This window comes from Pseudomonas sp. VS40 (genome assembly GCF_018587885.1).
Lineage (GTDB): Bacteria > Pseudomonadota > Gammaproteobacteria > Pseudomonadales > Pseudomonadaceae > Aquipseudomonas > Aquipseudomonas pergaminensis.
This window is the reverse complement of record NZ_JAGYWD010000004.1, coordinates 538,283-560,023: the sequence shown is the minus strand read 5'-3', so window position 1 is coordinate 560,023 and position 21,741 is coordinate 538,283. Positions and strand designations below refer to the sequence as shown.

Annotated in this window: 25 protein-coding genes and 1 tRNA gene; 23 read left to right on the top strand and 3 right to left on the bottom strand. The window is 59.9% G+C overall.

The genetic code is table 11. From position 1 onward, the window contains the following. Positions 1–23: 23 nt before the first annotated feature. Positions 24–659 carry a LysE family translocator gene (locus tag KHP07_RS15365; RefSeq protein WP_100492179.1) on the top strand — a complete coding sequence of 212 codons (636 nt, stop codon included), beginning with the start codon at positions 24–26 and terminating at the stop codon, positions 657–659. Between the two features lie 7 nt (positions 660–666). Here KHP07_RS15365 and KHP07_RS15360 read toward each other — a convergent pair whose 3' ends face one another. Both KHP07_RS15360 and KHP07_RS15355 read right to left on the bottom strand, forming a co-directional pair. Next, complete coding sequence (locus KHP07_RS15360) at positions 667–996, bottom strand: hypothetical protein (RefSeq protein WP_078050110.1); 330 nt, start codon at positions 994–996, stop codon at positions 667–669. Positions 997–1,090: 94 nt separating this feature from the next. Next, a tRNA-Leu gene (locus KHP07_RS15355) sits at positions 1,091–1,175 on the bottom strand. Between the two features lie 108 nt (positions 1,176–1,283). On the opposite strand from KHP07_RS15355, the gene queA reads away from it, so the two are divergent. The 6 genes from queA (at position 1,284) to KHP07_RS15325 (ending at position 7,357) form a co-directional block, all read left to right on the top strand. Beyond that, entirely contained in the window at positions 1,284–2,333 is a 1,050-nt protein-coding gene (gene queA, locus KHP07_RS15350; protein WP_078050109.1) for a tRNA preQ1(34) S-adenosylmethionine ribosyltransferase-isomerase QueA, read from the top strand. A gap of 5 nt (positions 2,334–2,338) precedes the next feature. Then, a complete protein-coding gene (gene tgt, locus KHP07_RS15345; protein WP_003175976.1) occupies positions 2,339–3,454 on the top strand; it encodes a tRNA guanosine(34) transglycosylase Tgt in 1,116 nt (371 codons plus the stop codon). A gap of 43 nt (positions 3,455–3,497) precedes the next feature. Then, complete coding sequence (yajC, locus tag KHP07_RS15340) at positions 3,498–3,836, top strand: preprotein translocase subunit YajC (protein WP_003175975.1); 339 nt, start codon at positions 3,498–3,500, stop codon at positions 3,834–3,836. A gap of 62 nt (positions 3,837–3,898) precedes the next feature. After that, positions 3,899–5,767, top strand: a complete 1,869-nt coding sequence (gene secD, locus KHP07_RS15335; protein ID WP_078050108.1) for a protein translocase subunit SecD — start codon at positions 3,899–3,901, stop codon at positions 5,765–5,767. Between the two features lie 9 nt (positions 5,768–5,776). Then, the gene (secF, locus tag KHP07_RS15330) at positions 5,777–6,691 is read left to right on the top strand and encodes a protein translocase subunit SecF (protein WP_065908613.1); all 915 of its coding nucleotides are present in this window, start codon (positions 5,777–5,779) and stop codon (positions 6,689–6,691) included. Positions 6,692–6,814: 123 nt separating this feature from the next. Then, positions 6,815–7,357, top strand: a complete 543-nt coding sequence (locus KHP07_RS15325; protein WP_025858533.1) for a glycine zipper 2TM domain-containing protein — start codon at positions 6,815–6,817, stop codon at positions 7,355–7,357. 57 nt (positions 7,358–7,414) lie between these two features. Here KHP07_RS15325 and suhB read toward each other — a convergent pair whose 3' ends face one another. Next, a complete protein-coding gene (gene suhB, locus KHP07_RS15320; protein ID WP_003175971.1) occupies positions 7,415–8,230 on the bottom strand; it encodes a type III secretion system regulator SuhB in 816 nt (271 codons plus the stop codon). A gap of 145 nt (positions 8,231–8,375) precedes the next feature. Here suhB and trmJ point away from each other — a divergent pair, with 145 nt between their 5' ends. The 16 genes from trmJ to hisS all read left to right on the top strand — a co-directional run bounded on the left by trmJ (position 8,376) and on the right by hisS (position 21,719). Further along, complete coding sequence (gene trmJ, locus KHP07_RS15315) at positions 8,376–9,146, top strand: tRNA (cytosine(32)/uridine(32)-2'-O)-methyltransferase TrmJ (RefSeq protein ID WP_003210307.1); 771 nt, start codon at positions 8,376–8,378, stop codon at positions 9,144–9,146. A 2-nt stretch (positions 9,147–9,148) separates the two neighbouring features. Continuing rightward, complete coding sequence (cysE, locus tag KHP07_RS15310) at positions 9,149–9,934, top strand: serine O-acetyltransferase (protein WP_099494227.1); 786 nt, start codon at positions 9,149–9,151, stop codon at positions 9,932–9,934. A gap of 287 nt (positions 9,935–10,221) precedes the next feature. Then, on the top strand, positions 10,222–10,713 hold the full coding sequence (gene iscR, locus KHP07_RS15305; protein ID WP_003194020.1) for a Fe-S cluster assembly transcriptional regulator IscR: 492 nt from the start codon (positions 10,222–10,224) through the stop codon (positions 10,711–10,713). A 50-nt stretch (positions 10,714–10,763) separates the two neighbouring features. Next, a complete protein-coding gene (locus tag KHP07_RS15300; protein WP_017530022.1) occupies positions 10,764–11,978 on the top strand; it encodes an IscS subfamily cysteine desulfurase in 1,215 nt (404 codons plus the stop codon). Positions 11,979–12,077: 99 nt separating this feature from the next. Beyond that, a complete protein-coding gene (gene iscU, locus KHP07_RS15295; RefSeq protein ID WP_003175965.1) occupies positions 12,078–12,464 on the top strand; it encodes a Fe-S cluster assembly scaffold IscU in 387 nt (128 codons plus the stop codon). A gap of 28 nt (positions 12,465–12,492) precedes the next feature. Next, a complete protein-coding gene (gene iscA / locus KHP07_RS15290; RefSeq protein WP_003209680.1) occupies positions 12,493–12,816 on the top strand; it encodes an iron-sulfur cluster assembly protein IscA in 324 nt (107 codons plus the stop codon). Between the two features lie 8 nt (positions 12,817–12,824). Then, positions 12,825–13,346 (top strand): co-chaperone HscB, encoded by a 522-nt coding sequence (gene hscB, locus KHP07_RS15285; RefSeq protein ID WP_078050105.1) that lies wholly within the window; start codon positions 12,825–12,827, stop codon positions 13,344–13,346. Positions 13,347–13,399: 53 nt separating this feature from the next. Further along, on the top strand, positions 13,400–15,262 hold the full coding sequence (gene hscA / locus KHP07_RS15280) for a Fe-S protein assembly chaperone HscA (protein WP_078050104.1): 1,863 nt from the start codon (positions 13,400–13,402) through the stop codon (positions 15,260–15,262). Between the two features lie 3 nt (positions 15,263–15,265). Then, a complete protein-coding gene (fdx, locus tag KHP07_RS15275; protein WP_025859275.1) occupies positions 15,266–15,607 on the top strand; it encodes an ISC system 2Fe-2S type ferredoxin in 342 nt (113 codons plus the stop codon). A 14-nt stretch (positions 15,608–15,621) separates the two neighbouring features. Next, positions 15,622–15,822, top strand: coding sequence for a Fe-S cluster assembly protein IscX (gene iscX, locus KHP07_RS15270; protein WP_003238461.1), 201 nt, complete (start codon positions 15,622–15,624; stop codon positions 15,820–15,822). A 92-nt stretch (positions 15,823–15,914) separates the two neighbouring features. Next, positions 15,915–16,340, top strand: coding sequence for a nucleoside-diphosphate kinase (ndk, locus tag KHP07_RS15265; RefSeq protein ID WP_003175956.1), 426 nt, complete (start codon positions 15,915–15,917; stop codon positions 16,338–16,340). A gap of 29 nt (positions 16,341–16,369) precedes the next feature. Continuing rightward, positions 16,370–17,518 carry a dual-specificity RNA methyltransferase RlmN gene (gene rlmN / locus KHP07_RS15260; RefSeq protein WP_025859274.1) on the top strand — a complete coding sequence of 383 codons (1,149 nt, stop codon included), beginning with the start codon at positions 16,370–16,372 and terminating at the stop codon, positions 17,516–17,518. 12 nt (positions 17,519–17,530) lie between these two features. Then, complete coding sequence (gene pilW / locus KHP07_RS15255; protein WP_214497445.1) at positions 17,531–18,289, top strand: type IV pilus biogenesis/stability protein PilW; 759 nt, start codon at positions 17,531–17,533, stop codon at positions 18,287–18,289. Then, a complete protein-coding gene (locus tag KHP07_RS15250) occupies positions 18,289–19,296 on the top strand; it encodes a RodZ domain-containing protein (RefSeq protein WP_214497444.1) in 1,008 nt (335 codons plus the stop codon). Before pilW ends, KHP07_RS15250 begins: the two co-directional genes overlap by 1 nt. Positions 19,297–19,298: 2 nt before the next feature. Then, complete coding sequence (gene ispG / locus KHP07_RS15245) at positions 19,299–20,408, top strand: flavodoxin-dependent (E)-4-hydroxy-3-methylbut-2-enyl-diphosphate synthase (RefSeq protein ID WP_025859271.1); 1,110 nt, start codon at positions 19,299–19,301, stop codon at positions 20,406–20,408. Positions 20,409–20,429: 21 nt separating this feature from the next. After that, positions 20,430–21,719, top strand: coding sequence for a histidine--tRNA ligase (hisS, locus tag KHP07_RS15240; RefSeq protein ID WP_078050101.1), 1,290 nt, complete (start codon positions 20,430–20,432; stop codon positions 21,717–21,719). Positions 21,720–21,741 lie beyond the last annotated feature (22 nt).

Below are 21,741 nucleotides of genomic sequence, written 5' to 3'. Positions count from 1 at the left end.
AGAAACGATCAAGGAGCCGAACAATGCCTGAAGTGTCCAGCTGGCTGGCCTATGCGCTGATCTCACTCGGCATGGTGCTCACGCCCGGGCCGAACATGATTTACCTCATCTCGCGGTCGATTTGCCAGGGGCGCACGGCCGGGCTGATTTCCCTGGGCGGCGTGGCGTTGGGTTTTTTGGTCTACATGGTGTGCGCGGCCTTGGGGATCACGGCCTTGGTCATGGCGGTGCCGTTTGCCTATGACGCGCTGCGCTTCGGCGGTGCGTTGTACCTGGCCTACATGGCTTGGCAGGCCATACGGCCGGGCGGGCGCTCGCCGTTCCAGGTGCGGGACTTGCCCAAGGACAGCCCGCGCAAGCTGTTCACCATGGGCCTGGTGACCAACCTGCTCAACCCCAAGGTGGCGGTGATGTATTTGTCGTTGCTGCCGCAGTTCATCGTTCCGAACGGCCATGGCAGTGTGCTGGCGCAATCCCTGGTGCTGGGCTTTACGCAGATTTTTATCAGCGTGAGTGTCAACGCGATGATTGCCACGATGGCGGGTTCGATCGCGGTGTTTTTCGTCACCCGGCCGGGTTGGCAGGTGGTGCAGCGCTGGCTGATGGGGTCGGTGCTGATGGGGCTGGCGGTGCGGATGGCGGTGGAAGGGCGGCGGTAGGGCGCGCTTAAAGGATGGCTTTCAGGTAGTCCTTGAGTGCGTTGAGCGGGGCATCGAGTGCTTCAAGTGTCGAGGCTTGGCGCACGTCCACCGCGAGCCGCTGTAACTCGCGACCCAGTACAGTATCGGCGCCGCCCAAGGATTCGAGTGCAAGCATCACACACTCATCAAGCTTCTGCTGAATCCCGGCCAGATCGCCTTTGCGTATCAGCAGCCCAAACACTTCACGGTCATACCCCTCCATCACCGGGTCATCGCGCAGAATCGGGCTCACGCCTTCGGTCTCATGCACCAGCTTGAGAGCAAAAAGCGCAACAGCTTCCAGCGTCAACTCCATGGTCCCGGCTCCTCAATTTCTGCGTTCGCCTGTGCCTACTCACTTTTTGACAGGCGAAAAAAAAGACCTTGAATTTCAAGGTCTTTTTTTAAGATGGTGCCCCGAGGGAGACTCGAACTCCCACTCCTTTCGAAAACGGATTTTGAATCCGCCGCGTCTACCAATTCCGCCATCAGGGCTCAATGGCGGCGAAGTATAGAGAGGTGATTACCGTTGGTCAATCACGTTTCATGGTCAATTTTGACTATTTCCGCTAGACTTCCCGGCCCTGCTAGACGAACCCCATCATGCGCGTTGCTGACTTTACTTTTGAGCTCCCTGATTCGCTGATCGCTCGCCACCCTTTGGCCGAGCGTCGCGCCAGTCGACTGCTGACCCTGGACGGGGTGAGCGGTGCCCTCGCACACCGTCAATTCACTGATTTGCTTGAGCATTTGCGCCCAGGCGATCTGATGGTGTTCAACAATACCCGGGTGATTCCGGCGCGGCTGTTTGGCCAGAAAGCTTCCGGCGGCAAGCTGGAAATTCTGGTGGAGCGGGTACTGGACAGCCATCGCGTGCTGGCCCATGTGCGCTCCAGCAAGTCGCCGAAACCGGGGTCGAGCATCCTGATCGATGGTGGTGGCGAAGCCGAGATGGTGGCGCGCCATGATGCGCTGTTCGAGCTCAAGTTCGCCGAAGAGGTGTTGCCGTTGCTGGAGCGTGTCGGCCATATGCCGTTGCCTCCTTATATAGACCGCCCCGACGAAGACTCGGACCGCGAGCGCTATCAGACGGTGTACTCCCAGCGCTTGGGCGCCGTCGCTGCACCGACTGCCGGGCTGCATTTCGACCAGCCGCTGCTGGACGCGATTGCCGCCAAAGGCGTCGAGACTGCCTATGTGACCCTGCACGTGGGGGCCGGTACGTTTCAGCCGGTGCGTGTGGATAAGATCGAAGACCACCATATGCACAGCGAGTGGCTGGAGGTCAGCCAGGACGTCGTGGACGCGGTTCAAGCGTGCAAGGCACGCGGCGGGCGGGTGATCGCGGTGGGCACCACCAGCGTACGCTCGCTGGAGAGTGCGGCGCGTGATGGCGTACTCAAGCCGTTCAGTGGCGACACCGATATCTTTATTTACCCAGGCCGGCCGTTCCATGTAGTCGATTGCCTGGTCACCAACTTCCATTTGCCGGAATCCACGCTGTTGATGCTGGTGTCGGCATTTGCCGGTTATCCCGAGACCATGGCTGCTTATCAAGCCGCCATCGACAATGGGTACCGTTTTTTCAGCTACGGTGATGCGATGTTTATCACCCGTAACCCGGCGCCACGCGGCCCAGAGGAACAACTATGAGTCGTATGTCGTTTGAATTGCTCGCCACCGACGGCAAAGCCCGTCGTGGTCGCCTGACCTTCCCGCGCGGCACCGTCGAGACCCCGGCGTTCATGCCCGTGGGTACCTACGGCACGGTCAAGGGCATGCTGCCGCGTGACATCGTCGCTACCGGCGCCGAGATCATCCTCGGCAACACCTTCCACCTGTGGCTGCGCCCAGGCACGGAAGTGATCAAGAAGCATGGCGACCTGCATGACTTCATGAAGTGGCAAGGCCCGATCCTGACCGACTCGGGTGGTTTCCAGGTGTTCAGCCTGGGCGCCATGCGCAAGATCAAGGAGGAGGGCGTGACCTTCGCCTCGCCGGTGGACGGTTCCAAAGTGTTCATGGGCCCGGAAGAGTCGATGCAGGTGCAGCGCGACCTGGGCTCCGACATCGTGATGATTTTCGACGAGTGCACGCCATACCCGGCTGACGAAGACGTCGCGCGCATCTCTATGGAGCTGTCTCTGCGTTGGGCCCAGCGTTCGAAGAACGCCCATGGCGACAACACGGCGGCGCTGTTCGGTATCGTCCAGGGCGGCATGCACGAAAGCCTGCGCAAACGCTCGCTGGAAGGCCTCGACAAGATCGGTTTTGACGGCCTGGCCATCGGCGGTTTGTCGGTGGGCGAGCCCAAGCACGAGATGATCAAGGTGCTGGATTACCTGCCAGGCCTGATGCCGGCTGACAAACCTCGTTACCTTATGGGCGTTGGCAAACCGGAAGATCTCGTAGAGGGTGTGCGCCGCGGTGTGGACATGTTCGATTGCGTGATGCCAACCCGTAATGCCCGCAATGGGCATCTGTTCATCGATACAGGCGTGCTGAAGATCCGTAACGCGTTCCATCGCCATGATGATTCGCCGCTGGATCCCACCTGTGATTGCTACACCTGCCAGAACTTCTCCCGTGCTTATCTGCACCATCTGGACAAGTGTGGGGAAATGCTGGGTAGCATGTTGAATACCATCCACAATTTGCGTCACTACCAAGTCCTGATGGCTGGTTTGCGCGAGGCTATTCAACAGGGTACATTGGCCGCCTTCGTCGATGCCTTCTATGCCAAGCGCGGGCTCCCTGTGCCGCCCTTGGACTGAGTTTTCCGACCCTAAGATTCACTATTTGCAACTGGAGTGCTAAATGAGCTTTTTTATCTCTAACGCCATGGCTGACGCCGCTGCGCCTGCCGCTGCCGGTCCTATGGGCGGTGGTTTCGAGTGGATTTTCCTGGTCGGCTTCCTGGTCATCTTCTACCTGATGATCTGGCGTCCACAGGCCAAGCGCGCCAAAGAACAGAAGAACCTGCTCGGCAGCCTGCAAAAAGGTGACGAAGTTGTGACCACCGGCGGCATCGCTGGCAAGATCACCAAGGTTTCCGACGCTTTCGTGGTACTGGAAGTCTCCGACACCGTAGAAATGAAGTTCCAGAAGGGCGCCATCGCCGCCACGCTGCCAAAAGGCACGCTCAAAGCGATCTAAGTAACAACCTTTACCAATCGACGGGGCGCGCAAGGCGCCCCGCGTTATAAGCGGGCGGCGTGATGCTGAACAAATACCCTCTGTGGAAATACGTACTGATCCTGGCGGTGCTGGCGATCGGTTTTATTTATTCCGCTCCCAATCTCTATCCTGATGACCCGGCGATCCAGATCACGGGCGCCAGCACTTCGCTGCAGGTCAATCAGGCTGATCTGGAACGCGCGAGCAAAGCGCTCAATGACGCGGGTATCCAGGTCAAGGCGGCAACGTTGGCGGCTGATGCGAAAGGCGGCTTGCTGCGCCTGACCAAGGCAGAAGACCAATTGCCGGCCAAAGATGTCGTGCGCAAGGCCATGGGTGACGACTATGTGGTTGCACTCAACCTGGCACAGACCACGCCAGCCTGGCTGCGCAAGATCGGCGCGCACCCGATGAAGCTGGGCCTGGACTTGTCCGGTGGTGTGCACTTCCTGCTGGAAGTCGACATGGACAAAGCCCTCGACGCCCGCCTGAAGGTCTACGAAGGCGACGTGAAGAGCCTGCTGCGTAAAGAGCGCCTGCGTTATCGCAGCCTGCCGCAGCTCAACGGTGCCATCCAGCTGGGCTTCTCTGACGAAGCGTCCCGCGAACAGGCCCGTGCACTGATCCGCAAGAACTTCAACGATTTCGACATTGTACCGGCTGACCTCAATGGCCAGGCTGTACTGCGTCTGGCGATGACCCCGGCCAAGCTGGCGGAAATCCGCGAATACTCCATCAAGCAGAACTTGACCACGGTACGTAACCGCGTCAACGAGCTGGGTGTGGCCGAGCCGATCGTTCAGCGCCAAGGCGCCAACCGCATCGTGGTTGAGCTGCCGGGCGTGCAGGACACTGCTGAAGCCAAGCGTATCCTGGGCAAGACCGCCAACCTGGAATTCCGCCTGGCGGCTGAGCCGGGTGCTACCCGCGCGACTGCCGAAGAGTTCGAGTTCCGCGAAGGCAACCGTCCTCCAGCGTTGATCGAGCGTGGCTTGATCATCACCGGTGACCAGGTGACTGATGCCAAGGCCGGTTTCGGCGAGCACGGTTCCCCTGAAGTGAACATCCGCCTGGATGGCCATGGTGGCGAACTGATGAGCCGCGCCACGCGCAGCAACGTCGGTCGCAGCATGGCGGTGATCTTCATCGAGCAGCGCCCGATCACCACCTATACCAAGCAGATGGTCAACGGCGTCGAAAAAGACGTACCGGTCCAGACCTTCAAGGAAGAGAAGAAGATCATCAGCCTGGCGACCATCCAGTCGCCGCTGGGTGCCCAGTTCCGTATCACTGGCCTGAACGGCCAGGGCGAGTCCTCGGAACTGGCCCTGCTGCTGCGTGCCGGTGGCCTGGCTGCACCGATGTACTTCGCTGAAGAACGTACCATCGGCCCGAGCCTGGGTGCCGACAACATCACCAAGGGTATCGACGCGGCCTTGTGGGGCATGCTGTTCGTGTCGCTGTTCATCATCGCCATCTACCGCTTCTTCGGCATCATCGCCACCGTGGCCCTGGCGGGCAACATGGTGATGCTGCTGGCCTTGATGTCGCTGCTGGGCGCTACACTGACCCTGCCAGGTATCGCCGGTATCGTACTCACCATGGGTATGGCGGTAGACGCCAACGTTCTGATCTTCTCGCGGATCCGTGAAGAGATCGCGGCGGGCATGACCGTACAGCGTGCAATCAATGAAGGCTTCGGCCGGGCATTTACCGCGATTCTCGACTCCAACCTGACCACCTTGCTGGTCGGCGGGATTCTCTTTGCCATGGGCACCGGCCCAGTCAAAGGTTTTGCGGTGACCATGTCCCTCGGTATCTTTACCTCGATGTTCACGGCCATCATGGTGACCCGCGCAATGGTCAACCTGATCTTTGGCGGACGTGACTTCAAGAAGTTGTGGATTTAAGGGGCTGCCATGTTACGTACAATCAACTTCATGGGCGTTCGCAACGTTGCGTTCGGCGTCACCGTGCTCCTTACCGTTCTGGCGTTGTTCAGCTGGTTCCATAAGGGCCTGAACTACGGTCTGGACTTCACCGGCGGTACGCTCATCGAGCTGACCTACGAGAAGCCCGCCGACGTCACCCTGGTGCGCAACGAGCTGGTCAAGGCCGGCTATCACGAAGCCATCGTGCAGAGCTTCGGTGCAACTACCGACCTGCTGGTGCGCATGCCGGGCGAAGACCCGCAACTGGGTCACCAGGTGGCCGAGGCCTTGCAGAAGGTCGGCGGCGACAACCCGGCGTCGGTCAAGCGCGTCGAGTTCGTGGGCCCACAGGTCGGTGAAGAACTGCGCGACCAGGGCGGCCTCGGCATGCTGATGGCGCTGGTCGGCATCATGATCTACCTGGCGTTCCGCTTTCAGTGGAAGTTCGGTGTCGGCGCCATTGTGTCGCTGATCCACGACGTGATCGTGACCGTGGGCATCCTGGCGTACTTCCAGATCACCTTCGACCTGACGGTGTTGGCAGCGGTGCTGGCGATCATCGGTTACTCGCTCAACGACACCATCGTGGTATTCGACCGGGTTCGTGAGAACTTCCGTGTACTGCGCAAGGCGTCGCTGATCGAGAACATCAACGTTTCGACCACCCAGACCCTGCTGCGGACCATGGCGACGTCGATCTCCACCTTGCTGGCGATTGCGGCACTGATGATCTTCGGTGGCGACAACCTGTGGGGCTTCTCCCTGGCGCTGTTCATCGGCGTACTGGCGGGTACCTACTCGTCAATCTACATCGCCAACGTGGTGCTGATCTGGCTGAACCTCAACAGCGAAGACCTGATCCCTCCGGCCGCTACTGGCAAGGAGGTCGACGACCGCCCTTGAGGGGGTTTGTCGATCCGCTGTTACAAGAAAGGCGCGAGTATTGAACTCGCGCCTTTTTTTTTGCTCCAAGGCTGGGTATAGCGCGGACGTTTCAGTCCGCTTGTGATGGTCAGGAGGTTCAACGTGAACAAGTCGTTACTGGTTGGTGCGGTATTGGGTGCTGTCGGTGTGACTGCCGGGGGTGCTGTTGCCACCTACAGCCTGGTAAAAAGCGGCCCTGAGTATGCGCAAGTGCTGGCGGTGCAGCCGGTGAAAACCCAGATTAAAACGCCTCGCGAGGTCTGCAAGGACGTCGCCGTGACCCGGCAGAAGCCGGTTCAGGATCAACATCAGATCGTCGGTACCGTCGTGGGTGCCCTGGCTGGTGGCCTGCTGGGCAACCAGGTCGGTGGCGGTAATGGCAAGAAGCTGGCTACCGTAGCCGGCGCGGTCGGTGGCGGTTATGCCGGTAACAAGGTTCAGGAAGGTATGCAGAACCGCGATACCTACACCACGACGCAAACCCGTTGTAACACCGTCAACGACATCAGCGACAAGGTGGTTGGGTATGACGTGCGTTACAACCTGGATGGCAAGGAAGGTACCGTGCGTATGGAGCGTGACCCTGGCAGCCAGATTCCAGTCGACAAAGAGGGTCGTCTGATCCTGGGTCAGAACCAGCAGTAACCGGTTCTACAGGCATAAAAAAAGCACCCCTCGGGGTGCTTTTTTGTGCTCGCTCGCTTAGCGCTTCAGCGAGGCCGGCAGGTGCGGCTGGATCGCCGTCAATACTGCCTTGAAGCATTTGGTGTTGCCGGCAACCACGTGGCCTTTCTCAAGGAAATCGTGACCGCCCGTGAAGTCGCTCACCAGGCCGCCCGCTTCCTGGATCAGCAGCGCGCCTGCAGCCATGTCCCACTCGGACAGGCCCGACTCCCAGAACGCATCGAAACGACCAGCAGCCACATAAGCCAGGTCCAGGCTCGCTGCGCCCGCGCGACGGATGCCAGCGGTCTGCCCAACCAGGGCGCGGAACATGCCCAGGTAGTTTTCCAGGTTGTCCATCTGGTCGTCACGGAACGGGAAGCCGGTACCCAGCAGGGCACCGTCCAGGCTGGTGCGACCGCTGACACGCAGGCGGCGACCGTTCAGCTGGGCGCCACGGCCACGGCTGGCGGTGAATTCTTCCTGGCGCACTGGGTCCAGGACAACGGCGTGTTCCAGGCGGCCACGGTATTTGCACGCGATGCTCACGGCAAAGTGCGGGATGCCGCGCAGGAAGTTGGTGGTGCCATCCAGTGGGTCGATGATCCACAGGTAGTCTTCGCCTTCGCCGCTACCTTTGTGCAGGCCGGTTTCTTCGCCGAGGATGCCGTGGGTAGGGTAGGCCTTGCGCAGAGCGTCGATGATTTTCTGTTCGGCGGCGCGATCCACCTCGGATACGTAATCCTTGGCGTCTTTTTCGTCGACCTTGATGGTATCCAGGCGCTCGATGGAGCGGAAGATCAATTCACTGGCGCTGCGGGCGGCGCGCAGCGCGATATTCAGCATGGGCTGCATGGATGTGTCACCTAAGGTTGTTAAAGAAAGCCGAGCATTCTAGCAGAAACTTTCTTCAGGTGAAGGACGACGTTAGCTTTCATGGCATAACCTTAGGCTGTTCTGTAAGATTTGCTCCCCTTTCCCGTGTCCGAGAGCGCCTCCCTTGCTGCAAAACATTCGTGTCGTCTTGGTCAATACCAGTCATCCCGGCAACATCGGCGGGGTGGCGCGAGCCATGAAAAACATGGGGCTGACGCGCCTGGTGCTGGTCGAACCGCGTGTGTTCCCGCACCACGAGGCTGATGCCCGTGCGTCCGGCGCCAATGACATCCTGGAAAAAGCCCAGGTTGTCGCCACCCTGGAAGACGCCCTGGTCGGCTGCAACCTGGTGCTCGGCACCAGCGCCCGCGACCGCCGTATCCCCTGGCCACTGCTGGACCCGCGTGAGTGCGGCACCAAAGTGGTGGAGGAGGCCGCCGGTGGCGCTGAAATCGCCTTGGTCTTTGGTCGTGAAGACTCCGGCCTCACCAATGAAGAGCTGCAGCGATGTCATTACCACGTGCACATCCCATCAGACCCTGAGTTCAGCTCACTGAACCTCGGGGCCGCGGTGCAGGTGTTGAGTTATGAGGTGCGCATGGCCTGGCTGGCCGCTGAGGGTCAGCCGAGCAAGGTAGAAAAGGATGAAGTGGCGTCGACCAAAAGTGGCGAGTTGGCCACCATGGACGAGCTGGAGCGGTTCTATGAGCACCTGGAGCAAACCCTGGTGGCCATCGAATTCCTCGATCCGGAAAAACCACGGCACTTGATGGCGCGCCTGCGTCGCCTTTACGGACGCAGCTCGGTCAGCCGGGCAGAAATGAATATATTGCGTGGCATCCTCACGGAAACCCAGAAAGCGGCCCGTGGCGAGCTTCTTAAGCGGAAGGATTAAAAATGTTCGAGCGTTTGCGAGAAGATATCCAGAGTGTTTTCCACCGTGATCCGGCGGCGCGCAACGCCTTTGAAGTGCTGACCTGCTACCCGGGCATGCACGCCATCTGGATCCACCGTCTATCCGGCGCCTTGTGGGGCATGGGCTGGAAATGGCTGGCGCGGTTGGTGTCGAACTTTGGGCGCTGGTTGACCGGGATCGAGATTCATCCGGGCGCCAAGGTCGGTCGTCGCTTCTTTATCGACCATGGCATGGGCATCGTAATTGGCGAGACCGCCGAGATCGGCGATGACGTGACGCTCTATCAGGGCGTGACCTTGGGCGGTACCAGCTGGAACAAAGGCAAGCGCCACCCGACACTGGAAAATGGCGTGGTGGTAGGGGCGGGCGCCAAGGTCCTCGGCCCATTCACCGTCGGCGCAGGTGCCAAGGTGGGCTCCAATGCCGTGGTGACCAAGGCTGTGCCGCCTGGCGCAACGGTGGTCGGTATCCCTGGCCGAATCATCGTCAAGCCGGAAGTCGGCGACGAGCAGGAAGCCAAGCGCAAGGCCATGGCCGAGAAGATCGGCTTTGATGCCTACGGTGTCAGCGAAGACATGCCTGACCCCGTGGCGCGCGCCATTGGCCAGTTGCTTGACCACCTGCAAGCGGTCGACGGCAAGCTGGATGGCATGTGCGGTGCGCTGAAGGATCTGGGTAGCCCTTACTGCGCCAAAGATTTGCCCGAATTGCGCGAAGAGGATTTTGCCGAGATCAAAGACGAAACCGCCACCACCAAGGCGGGCTGAACGCGGTCCCCTGTGGGAGCTGGCTTGCCTGCGATAGCGGTATGCCAGCCACCCCATGTGGTGCTGATCCACCGCTATCGCAGGCAAGCCAGCTCCCACAATTAATCTCCATTGGTCTCACCATCTCCGCCCCTGCCTGATGCCGCTGTTCGTCCCCACCCCATCCTGCTATGATTCGCGCGCCCTTTTTACGGGTAATCCTGACTAAAGTACTAGGTCTTATAGTTGACTTAAATACTCGGGAATCGCATACTTGCCCACATTCTGAAACACCTTGGTAATTGTCCATGAGACTGACTACAAAAGGCCGATACGCGGTGACCGCCATGCTTGACCTGGCTTTGCACGCGCAAACTGGGCCGGTGTCCCTGGCCGATATCTCCGAGCGCCAAGGCATTTCCCTGTCCTACCTCGAGCAGTTGTTCGCCAAATTGCGCCGCAGCAATCTGGTTTCCAGCGTTCGCGGTCCAGGCGGCGGCTATCAATTGTCCCGCGACATGCAGGGCATCCAGGTCGCCCAGGTGATCGATGCGGTCAACGAATCCGTCGACGCTACAAAATGCCAGGGCCTGGGTGACTGCCACGCCGGCGACACCTGCCTGACGCACCATTTGTGGTGCGATCTGAGCCTGCAGATCCATGAGTTTTTGAGTGGTATCAGCCTGGCTGATCTTGTGACTCGCCGTGAGGTGCAAGAAGTAGCCCAGCGTCAGGACCAGCGCCGTTGCAACACCAAGGCGCCGCGTCTGGACAAGATCGAAGCGTCCGCCGTCGAGTGACAGCCGAAGAGCTAACGGCACGCCAGCCCGCCTGATTTAGGAGAAAGTCCATGAAATTGCCGATTTACCTTGATTACTCAGCGACTACCCCGGTTGATCCGCGTGTCGCGCAAAAGATGAGCGAATGCCTGCTGGTTGACGGAAACTTCGGCAACCCGGCCTCCCGTTCCCACGTATTCGGCTGGAAAGCCGAGGAAGCGGTCGAGAACGCTCGTCGCCAGGTCGCTGACCTGGTTGGCGCAGATCCGCGTGAAATCGTCTGGACCTCCGGTGCCACCGAGTCCGACAACCTGGCAATCAAGGGCGCGGCGCATTTCTATGCGACCAAGGGCAAACACCTGATCACCACCAAGATTGAGCACAAGGCTGTCCTCGACACCATGCGCCAACTGGAGCGTGAAGGTTTCGAGGTCACCTACCTCGAGCCAACCACCGACGGTATCGTCACCCCGGCGATGATCGAAGCCGCGCTGCGTGAAGACACCATCCTGGTTTCCGTGATCCACGTGAACAACGAAATCGGCACCATCAACGACATCGCGGCCATCGGCGAGCTGACCCGCTCGAAGGGCATCCTGCTGCACGTCGATGCTGCTCAGTCTACCGGCAAGGTCGATATCGACCTGTCGAAACTGAAAGTCGACCTGATGTCGTTCTCCGCCCACAAGACCTACGGCCCTAAAGGCATCGGTGCGCTGTATGTGAGCCGCAAGCCACGTGTGCGCATCGAAGCCACCATGCACGGCGGCGGTCACGAGCGCGGCATGCGTTCGGGCACCCTGGCGACCCACCAGATCGTCGGCATGGGCGAAGCCTTCCGTGTAGCCAAGGAAGACATGGCTGCCGAAAACGTGCGCATCAAGGCCCTGAGTGATCGCTTCTACAAGCAGGTCGAGAACCTTGAAGAGCTGTACATCAACGGCAGCATGACCGCCCGTGTACCGCACAACCTGAATTTGAGCTTCAACTACGTCGAAGGCGAGTCGCTGATCATGGCACTCAAGGACCTGGCGGTTTCGTCCGGTTCGGCCTGCACCTCGGCGTCCCTTGAGCCTTCGTACGTACTGCGCGCCCTGGGCCGCAACGACGAACTGGCACACAGCTCGATCCGCTTTACGTTCGGCCGTTTCACCACCGAGGAGCAAGTCGACTACGCCGCGCAGAAAGTCTGCGAAGCCGTCAACAAGCTGCGCGTTCTGTCGCCGCTGTGGGACATGTACAAAGACGGTGTCGATATTTCCAAGATCGAGTGGGCGGCACACTAAATATAGAAGCCGCCACCCAAGCTCTGTAGGAACGTGGCGGAAAACGCAGGCGTTTCTATAGGGTTCCAGAGCGGCCCTGATGAGTGAGGATTCAGTACCATGGCTTACAGCGAAAAGGTCATCGACCACTACGAAAACCCGCGCAACGTCGGCAAGATGAACGCGGAAGACCCTGATGTCGGCACCGGCATGGTCGGCGCTCCGGCGTGCGGCGATGTGATGCGCCTGCAGATCAAGGTCAACGACGCTGGCGTTATCGAAGACGCCAAGTTCAAGACCTACGGCTGCGGTTCGGCCATCGCCTCCAGCTCCCTGGCGACCGAATGGATGAAAGGCAAGACCCTGGATGAGGCTGTGACTATCAGCAACACCCAGCTGGCCGAAGAACTGGCCCTGCCGCCAGTGAAAATCCACTGCTCGGTACTCGCAGAAGACGCCATCAAGGCGGCCGTTCGCGACTACAAGCAGAAGAAAGGCTTGATCTAAGCATTTGGCGACGAGTAAGGAGTCAACGATGGCTATCAGCATGACAGAAGCGGCTGCGCAGCACATTCGCCGCTCCCTGAATGGGCGCGGTAAAGGTGAGGGGATTCGTCTGGGTGTTCGCACCACGGGCTGTTCCGGCCTTGCCTACGTGCTGGAGTTTGTCGACGAGGTGGTTGAAGAGGACCAGGTGTTCGAAAGTCACGGCGAGAAAGTGATCATCGACCCCAAGAGCCTGACCTACCTGGACGGCACCGAACTCGATTTCGTCAAGGAAGGGTTGAACGAAGGCTTCAAGTTCAACAACCCCAACGTACGCGGTGAGTGTGGCTGCGGCGAAAGCTTCAACATCTGAGGCTATTCGTGGGTACTCCTTGTCATTTCGCTTTATTCGAGCTGCAGCCGAGCTTTCGGCTGGACCTTGAGCAGCTTGCCACGCGCTACCGAGAACTGGCGCGTGGCGTGCATCCGGACCGCTTCGCTGACGCCTCCGAGCGTGAGCAACGCCTGGCGCTGGAGCAATCGGCCAGCCTCAACGAGGCCTATCAGACGCTCAAAAGCCCCCCCAAGCGCGCGCGTTACCTGCTCGCGATGAATGGTGGCGAGTTGCCGCTTGAGGTCACGGTTCACGACCCGGACTTCCTGATGCAGCAGATGCAGTGGCGCGAAGAACTCGAAGACTTGCAGGACGAGGCCGATCTTGCCGGCGTCGCAGTCTTCAAGCGTCGTCTGAAAACCGCCCAGGATGAGCTCAACGAAAGCTTCGCAGCCTGTTGGAACGATGCAGCGCAACGCGAACAGGCCGAACGCCTGATGCGGCGCATGCAGTTCCTCGACAAGCTCACCTACGAAGTGCGCCAGCTAGAAGAGCGCCTCGACGATTAACCCAGTGTGCTGCCCGTGATGCACGCCTGATAGACAGATAAGACCTGATTACCATGGCCCTACTGCAAATCGCCGAACCCGGCCAAAGCCCTCAACCGCACCAGCGTCGCCTGGCGGTCGGGATTGACCTGGGCACCACCAATTCCCTGGTTGCTGCCTTGCGCAGCGGCCTATCCGAGCCGTTGCCCGACGCTGATGGCCAGGTGATCCTGCCGTCCGCCGTGCGCTATCACGCTGATCGCACCGAAGTCGGTGAGTCAGCCAAGCTGGCAGCCTCTAGCGATCCTCTGAACACTGTGCTGTCGGTCAAGCGCTTGATGGGGCGTGGTCTGTCCGACGTCAAGCAATTGGGCGACCAACTGCCCTACCGCTTTGTTGGCGGTGAATCCCATATGCCGTTCATCGACACTGTCCAAGGCCCGAAAAGCCCGGTGGAAGTGTCGGCCGATATCCTCAAGGTGCTGCGCCAACGCGCGGAGAAAACCCTGGGCGGCGAACTGGTAGGTGCCGTAATCACCGTTCCGGCTTATTTCGATGACGCTCAGCGCCAGGCCACCAAGGATGCAGCGAAACTCGCCGGTCTGAACGTACTGCGCCTGCTCAACGAGCCGACTGCGGCGGCCGTGGCCTATGGCCTGGACCAGCATGCAGAAGGCCTGGTCGCTATTTACGACCTGGGCGGCGGTACCTTTGATATTTCGATCCTGCGCCTGACCGGCGGTGTCTTCGAAGTGCTCGCCACCGGCGGCGACAGCGCCCTGGGCGGCGATGACTTCGACCACGCCATTGCGGGCTGGATCATCACCAGCGCCGGCTTGTCTGCCGACCTGGACCCGGGCGCGCAGCGCAACCTGCTGCAAACCGCCTGCGCGGCCAAGGAAGCGCTGACCGATGCTGCAAGTGTTGAGGTTTCCTACGGCACCTGGTCGGCCCAACTGACCCGCGAAGCCTTTGATGCGTTGATCGAGCCAATGGTTGCCCGCAGCCTGAAAGCCTGTCGCCGCGCAGTGCGCGATTCCGGTATCGAGCTGGAGGAAGTCGGTGCCGTGGTCATGGTCGGTGGTTCCACCCGCGTGCCACGCGTGCGTGAAGCTGTCGCCGAAGCCTTTGGTCGTCAGCCGCTGACCGAAATCGACCCGGATCAAGTGGTCGCCATCGGCGCTGCGATCCAGGCCGATACCCTGGCCGGTAACAAGCGCGATGGTGGCGAACTGCTTCTGCTCGACGTGATCCCGCTGTCCCTGGGGCTGGAAACCATGGGTGGCTTGATGGAGAAGGTGATTCCACGCAACACCACCATCCCCGTCGCCCGCGCCCAGGACTTCACTACTTACAAAGATGGCCAGACGGCCATGATGATTCACGTGTTGCAAGGTGAGCGCGAGCTGATCAGCGACTGCCGCTCCCTGGCGCGCTTTGAATTGCGCGGCATTCCGGCGATGGTGGCGGGTGCGGCGAAGATTCGCGTGACCTTCCAGGTCGACGCCGACGGCTTGCTCAGCGTCGCCGCGCGTGAATTGGCCTCCGGTGTTGAAGCCAGCATCCAGGTCAAGCCGTCCTACGGCCTCACCGACGGCGAAATCGCCAAGATGCTCAAGGACTCGTTCCAATATGCCGGTGACGACAAGGTTGCCCGTGTATTGCGTGAGCAGCAAGTAGACGCCCAGCGCCTGCTCGAAGCGGTGCAGGGCGCCCTTGAGGCTGACGGCGAGCGCCTGCTGGATGCCGAGGAGCGCATGGTCATCGACCTGCAGATGCAGGAATTGGCCGAACTGATGAAAGGCAACGATGGCTATGCCATCGAGCAACAGACCAAGCGCTTGTCGCAGGTGACTGATGCCTTTGCCGCCCGCCGCATGGATCAGACGGTGAAAGCCGCACTGGCCGGGCGCAACCTGAATGAAATCGAGGAATAATCAATGCCGCAGGTCATTTTTCTGCCACACGCCGAGCACTGCCCGGACGGTATGGTCGTGGAGGCTGAGACCGGCAAGTCCATCCTCGAAGTTGCCCATGACAACCACATCGAAATCGAAAGCGCCTGCGGCGGTGTGTGCGCTTGCACCACGTGCCATTGCGTGATCCGTGCGGGGTTCAACTCGCTCAACGAAGCCGATGAGCTGGAGGAAGACTATCTTGATAGAGCCTGGGGCCTGGAAGCGACTTCGCGCCTGACCTGCCAAGCCATCGTCGGAACAGAGGACATCACCGTCGAAATTCCGAAATATTCCCTCAACCATGCTGCCGAAGCGCCGCATTGATTCAAGGAAATGTCATGAGCCTGAAATGGGTTGATGTACAAGAAATCGCTATACAACTTGCTGAAGCTCATCCGGAGGTCAATCCTCTTACGGTCAACTTCGTCAAGCTGCGCAATCTGGTGATGGAGCTGCCGGACTTCGATGACATCCCTGATCGGGGTGGCGAGAAGGTCCTGGAGGCGATTCAAGGCCTGTGGATCGAAGAAGCAGACTGAGCCGCCTTTTTACGCAGTTAGGCAATACCCAATAACCCGCGTATAATTCGCGGGTTTAATTTTTCGTAAATTACCGTTTCTGGAGTTACACCATGGCTGTTCAACGTACTTTCTCCATCATCAAGCCTGACGCTGTTGCAAAAAACGTCATCGGCGAGATCACCACTCGTTTCGAAAAAGCCGGCCTGAAGGTTGTAGCTTCGAAACTCAAGCAACTGTCCAAGGCTGAAGCTGAAGGCTTCTACGCTGAGCACAGCGCTCGTGGTTTTTTCGGCGACCTGGTTGCCTTCATGATCTCCGGTCCTGTGGTTGTTCAGGTTCTGGAAGGCGAAAACGCTATCGCTCTGAACCGTGAGCTGATGGGCGCTACCAACCCTAAAGAAGCCGCTGCCGGCACCATCCGTGCTGACTTCGCTGAGTCCATCGACGCCAACGCTGTACACGGTTCGGACTCCGAAGCCGCTGCTGCTCGCGAAATCTCGTACTTCTTCGCAGCTACTGAAGTAACCGCTCGCTAAGCATCGGCTTAAAGAGTGAGGGTGAATCCATGACGACATCGACTGTAAAAACCAACCTGCTGGGGCTGACCCAGCCGGAAATGGAGAAATTCTTCGACTCAATCGGGGAGAAGCGTTTCCGTGCCGGTCAGGTAATGAAATGGATTCACCACTTTGGCGTCGACGATTTCGACGCCATGACGAACGTCAGCAAGGCCCTGCGCGACAAGCTCAAGGCCATTGCTGAGGTCCGTGGTCCCGAAGTGGTCAGCGAGGACATCTCCAGCGACGGCACCCGTAAGTGGGTGGTGCGCGTGGCGTCCGGCAGCTGCGTCGAGACTGTTTACATTCCCCAGGGCAAGCGCGGCACTTTGTGCGTTTCGTCCCAGGCAGGCTGTGCCCTGGACTGCAGTTTCTGCTCCACCGGCAAGCAAGGCTTCAACAGCAACCTCACCGCCGCCGAAGTGATCGGCCAGGTGTGGATTGCCAACAAATCCTTTGGCAGCGTCCCGGCAACCGTCGACCGTGCCATCACCAACGTGGTGATGATGGGCATGGGTGAGCCGCTGCTGAACTTCGACAACGTCGTTTCGGCCATGCACCTGATGATGGACGACCTGGGCTACGGCATCTCCAAGCGCCGTGTGACCCTGTCGACCTCCGGCGTGGTGCCGATGATCGATGAGCTGTCCAAGCACATCGACGTCTCCCTGGCGTTGTCGCTGCACGCACCCAATGACGCATTGCGTAACCAATTGGTGCCGATCAACAAGAAGTATCCGCTTAAGATGCTGCTCGAATCTTGCCAGCGCTACATGTCGTCCCTGGGCGAAAAGCGCGTGCTGACCATCGAGTACACCTTGCTCAAAGACATCAACGACAAGGTTGAACACGCGGTCGAGATGATCGAGCTGCTCAAGAACATCCCGTGCAAGATCAACCTGATTCCGTTTAACCCGTTTCCACATTCTGGCTACGAGCGGCCAAGCAACAACGCCATCCGCCGTTTCCAGGATCAACTGCACCAGGCCGGCTACAACGTCACCGTACGCACCACCCGTGGTGAAGACATCGACGCCGCCTGTGGCCAATTGGTAGGGCAGGTGATGGACCGCACCCGCCGCAGCGAGCGCTATATCGCCGTGCGTGAACTGAACGCCGCCGACGATCTGCCGCAAATTGCTGTGAATCGAATCTGAGAGAGGATCTCTATGCCCTTGCGCCTTGCGCTGCTTTTGCTTGTTACCGGTCTAGTGGCCGGTTGTGTTTCATCGGGCCATGACAGCCCTTTGCAAACAGGTAAAGGCCGTGATGAGGCGCGAGTTGCCTATGTGCAGTTGGGCTTGGGCTACCTTCGACAAGGCATGAGTGAACAGGCCAAGGTGCCGCTGAAGAAGGCCCTCGAGCTGGACAGCGACGATGCCGACGCCAATGCCGCACTGGCCCTGGTGTTGCAGGCCCAGGCCGAGCCGGAGCTGGCCGAACAGTATTTTCACAAGGCCCTGGCTTCCCGTCCTGCCGACCCGCGGCTGCTGAACAACTACGGCAGTTTCCTGTTCGAGCAGAAACGTTATGACCAGGCCGCCCTTTATTTCCAGCAAGCCAGCGCCGATACCCTCTATCCTGAGCGTTCGCGGGTGTTCGAGAACCTCGGGGTCACCTCGATGCGTCTTGGCCAGCGTGACAGCGCTCGCCAGCAGCTGGAAAAAGCCCTGCATTTGAACGGTCACCAGCCTCGGGCATTGCTCGAAATGGCTGAGTTGTCCTACGAAGACAGGCATTATGTGCCGGCACGTGACTATTACGAGCGTTTTAGCCTGCTCAGCGGGCAAAATGCACGTAGTCTATTGCTCGGTGTGCGCCTGGCGACGGTTCATGAAGAACGCGACACGGCCGCACGTTTTGGCCAGCAACTCGAACGACTCTATCCCGGTACGCCGGAATATCAGCAATACCTGTCGGAGCAATGATGAAAGCGGCGCACCCGGAAGTTGTAGCAGCTAATCGCGTAAACCCAGGCGATACCTTGCGTCAGGCCCGCGAAAGCAATGGTTGGTCGCTGGCAGAAGTGGCCCTCAAGCTCAATTTGACCACCACGTCCCTGGGCAACCTGGAAGCCGGCGCGTTCGATAAGCTGCCTGGGCACACCTTCGCCCGTGGCTATATCCGTGCCTACGCCAAGTTGCTGGGTATCGACCAGGCGGTACTGGTCCAGGAATTCGACCAGTTCACCGGTACCGACTCCCAGGGCAGCAATGTGCATGGCCTGGGTCGCATCGAAGAGCCGGTGCGGGTTTCCCACACGATTTTGCGAATTGTCAGCCTGTTGCTGCTGATCGCGGTCATTGGTGGCGGTTTCGTCTGGTGGCAAGACCAGGCCTCCCAGCGCTCCAAGGACCTCACCAGTAACGCCATGGAGCACGTCGAAGTCGAAAGCGCCGATGGCACCACCCAGATTCATCCACTGGATGAGCCGGAAGACCAGGCTGTGGCCGAGGGGCAGGCCGCGCCTGAAGCGCCGCTTGCCACAGAGCAGCCAGCAACGGAATCCGCACCCGCCGCCACCGCTGCCGCACCGGCGCCCGCGACACCGGCTGCACCGGCTCACACCCCGGCAGCTCCGGTCGCCCAGGCCCATACGCCGGCCGCTCCTGCGCAAGCGCCTGCTACCACCGCTCCAGCCGCGCCGGCAGCCCCTGCGATTTCGCCGCCCACCACCCCAGCCCTGATCGCCGGTGATGGCCGCGTACAGATTACCTTCATCGCTGACTGCTGGACGCAAGTCACCGATGGCAATGGCAAAGTGCTGTTTAGCGGTCTGAAGCGTAAGGGAGATACGCTCGACCAAGGCGGCAAGCCTCCTTTGACGCTGCGTCTGGGCTTTGCCCGTGGCGCGCAAGTGGCCTACAACGGCCAGCCTGTGGACGTGGCGCCGTTCACCAGTGGCGAGACCGCTCGCCTGAAGTTGGGACAATAGTCATGCACGGCGAATCTCCAATCAAACGTCGCGTATCGCGCAAGATCTGGGTCGGCTCCGTGCCGGTGGGCGGCGACGCCCCCATCGCAGTACAGAGCATGACCAATAGCGACACCAATGATGTGGCCGCCACCGTTGCCCAGATCAACCGTCTGGAAGCTGCTGGCGTGGACATCGTGCGCGTCTCCGTGCCGGACATGGACGCTGCCGAAGCGTTCGGCCGCATCAAGCAACTGGTCAAGGTGCCGTTGGTGGCCGACATTCACTTCGACTACAAGATCGCATTGCGCGTAGCCGAGCTGGGTGTGGACTGCCTGCGTATCAACCCGGGCAACATCGGTCGTGAAGACCGTGTGCGCGCAGTGGTTGACGCTGCGCGCGACCGTGGCATTCCAATTCGTATCGGCGTCAACGCCGGTTCCCTGGAAAAAGACCTGCAAAAGAAATACGGCGAGCCTACCCCAGCGGCGCTGGTTGAATCGGCGCTGCGCCACGTTGAGCACCTGGAGCGCCTGAATTTCCAGGACTTCAAGGTCAGCGTAAAGGCCTCCGACGTGTTCATGGCGGTAGAAGCCTACCGCCTGCTGGCCAAGGAAATCGTGCAGCCATTGCACCTGGGTATCACCGAAGCGGGCGGTTTACGCTCAGGCACAGTGAAATCTGCGGTGGGTCTCGGTATGCTGCTCGCCGAAGGGATTGGCGATACTATCCGCATCTCCCTCGCGGCAGACCCGGTAGAGGAAGTGAAGGTCGGTTACGACATTCTCAAATCCCTGCATTTGCGTTCCCGAGGCATCAACTTCATTGCCTGCCCGAGCTGCTCACGGCAGAACTTCGACGTGGTGAAAACCATGAACGAACTGGAAGGGCGCCTCGAGGACCTGCTGGTGCCGCTGGATGTGGCGGTGATCGGTTGCGTGGTCAACGGTCCGGGTGAAGCCAAAGAGGCGCATATCGGCCTGACCGGCGGTACACCCAACCTGATCTACATCGACGGCAAGCCGTCGCAGAAGTTGACGAATGACAATCTGGTGGATGAGCTCGAAAGACTGATCCGCGAGAAAGCGGCCGAGAAGGTCGCGGCTGACGCAGCGCTGATCGCGCGCGGCTAAGAACGAATTTAAGGATTTGATGTGAGCAAGTCTCTGCAAGCCATTCGTGGCATGAACGACATCCTGCCGGAGCAGACGCCGCTGTGGCGCTATTTCGAGGGCACTGTCGCGCGCCTGCTGGATAACTACGGTTATAAGCAGATCCGCATGCCGATCGTCGAATTCACCGAGCTGTTCAAGCGCTCTATCGGTGAAGTGACCGACATCGTCGAAAAAGAGATGTACACCTTTGAAGACCGCAACGGCGACTCCCTGACCCTGCGTCCGGAAGGCACTGCCGCATGCGTGCGCGCCGTGCTCGAGCATGGCCTCACCGGTGGCGGCCAGCCACAAAAATTGTGGTACATCGGGCCGATGTTCCGCCACGAGCGCCCGCAGAAAGGTCGCTATCGCCAGTTTCACCAGATCGGCCTGGAGGTGTTCAACCTCGATGGTCCGGACATCGACGCCGAGCTGATCGTGCTGACCTGGCGCCTGTGGGGCCTGCTGGGCATCCGCGACGCGGTCAAGCTCGAACTCAACAGCCTGGGCACCAGCGAATCCCGTGGCCGCTACCGCGTCGCCCTGGTCGAGTACCTGTCCGCCCACCTGGACAAGTTGGACGAAGACAGCCAGCGCCGTCTGAAAACCAACCCGTTGCGCGTCCTTGATACCAAGAACGCCGACACCCAGGCCGTGCTGGTCAACGCGCCAAAAATGGCCGATTACCTGGACGACGAATCCCGTACGCACTTCGAAGGCCTCAAGGCTCGCCTGGATGCGGCCGGTATTCCGTACGTGATCAACCCGAAACTGGTGCGTGGCCTCGACTACTACAGCAAGACCGTGTTCGAGTGGGTCACCGACAAACTCGGCGCCCAGGGCACCGTGTGTGCCGGTGGTCGATATGACGGCCTGGTCGAGCAAATGGGCGGCAAGCCGACCACGGGCGTAGGGTTTGCCATGGGCATCGAGCGGCTGATCCTGTTGCTGGAAACCCTGGAGCAGGTCCCGGAAGAGATCTCCCGGCAGGTGGACGTGTACCTGTGCGCCTTTGGCGAGGCGGCCGAACTGGCGGCCCTGGCTCTGAGCGAAAAAGTCCGCGATCAACTGCCGAACCTGCGCCTGCAGATCAATGCCGGCGCCGGCAGTTTCAAGAGCCAGTTCAAGAAGGCCGACAAGAGCGGTGCGCTGTATGCACTGATCCTCGGCGAAGACGAGCTGGCCCAGCAAGTGATAGGTTTCAAACCCCTGCGTGGCCAGGGTGAGCAACAGAACATTGCCTTTGATGCGCTCGCTGCGCACTTGGCCACCTGCGTCGTGCAGGGTTGAAGCTGTCGAACAGCCGAATTTA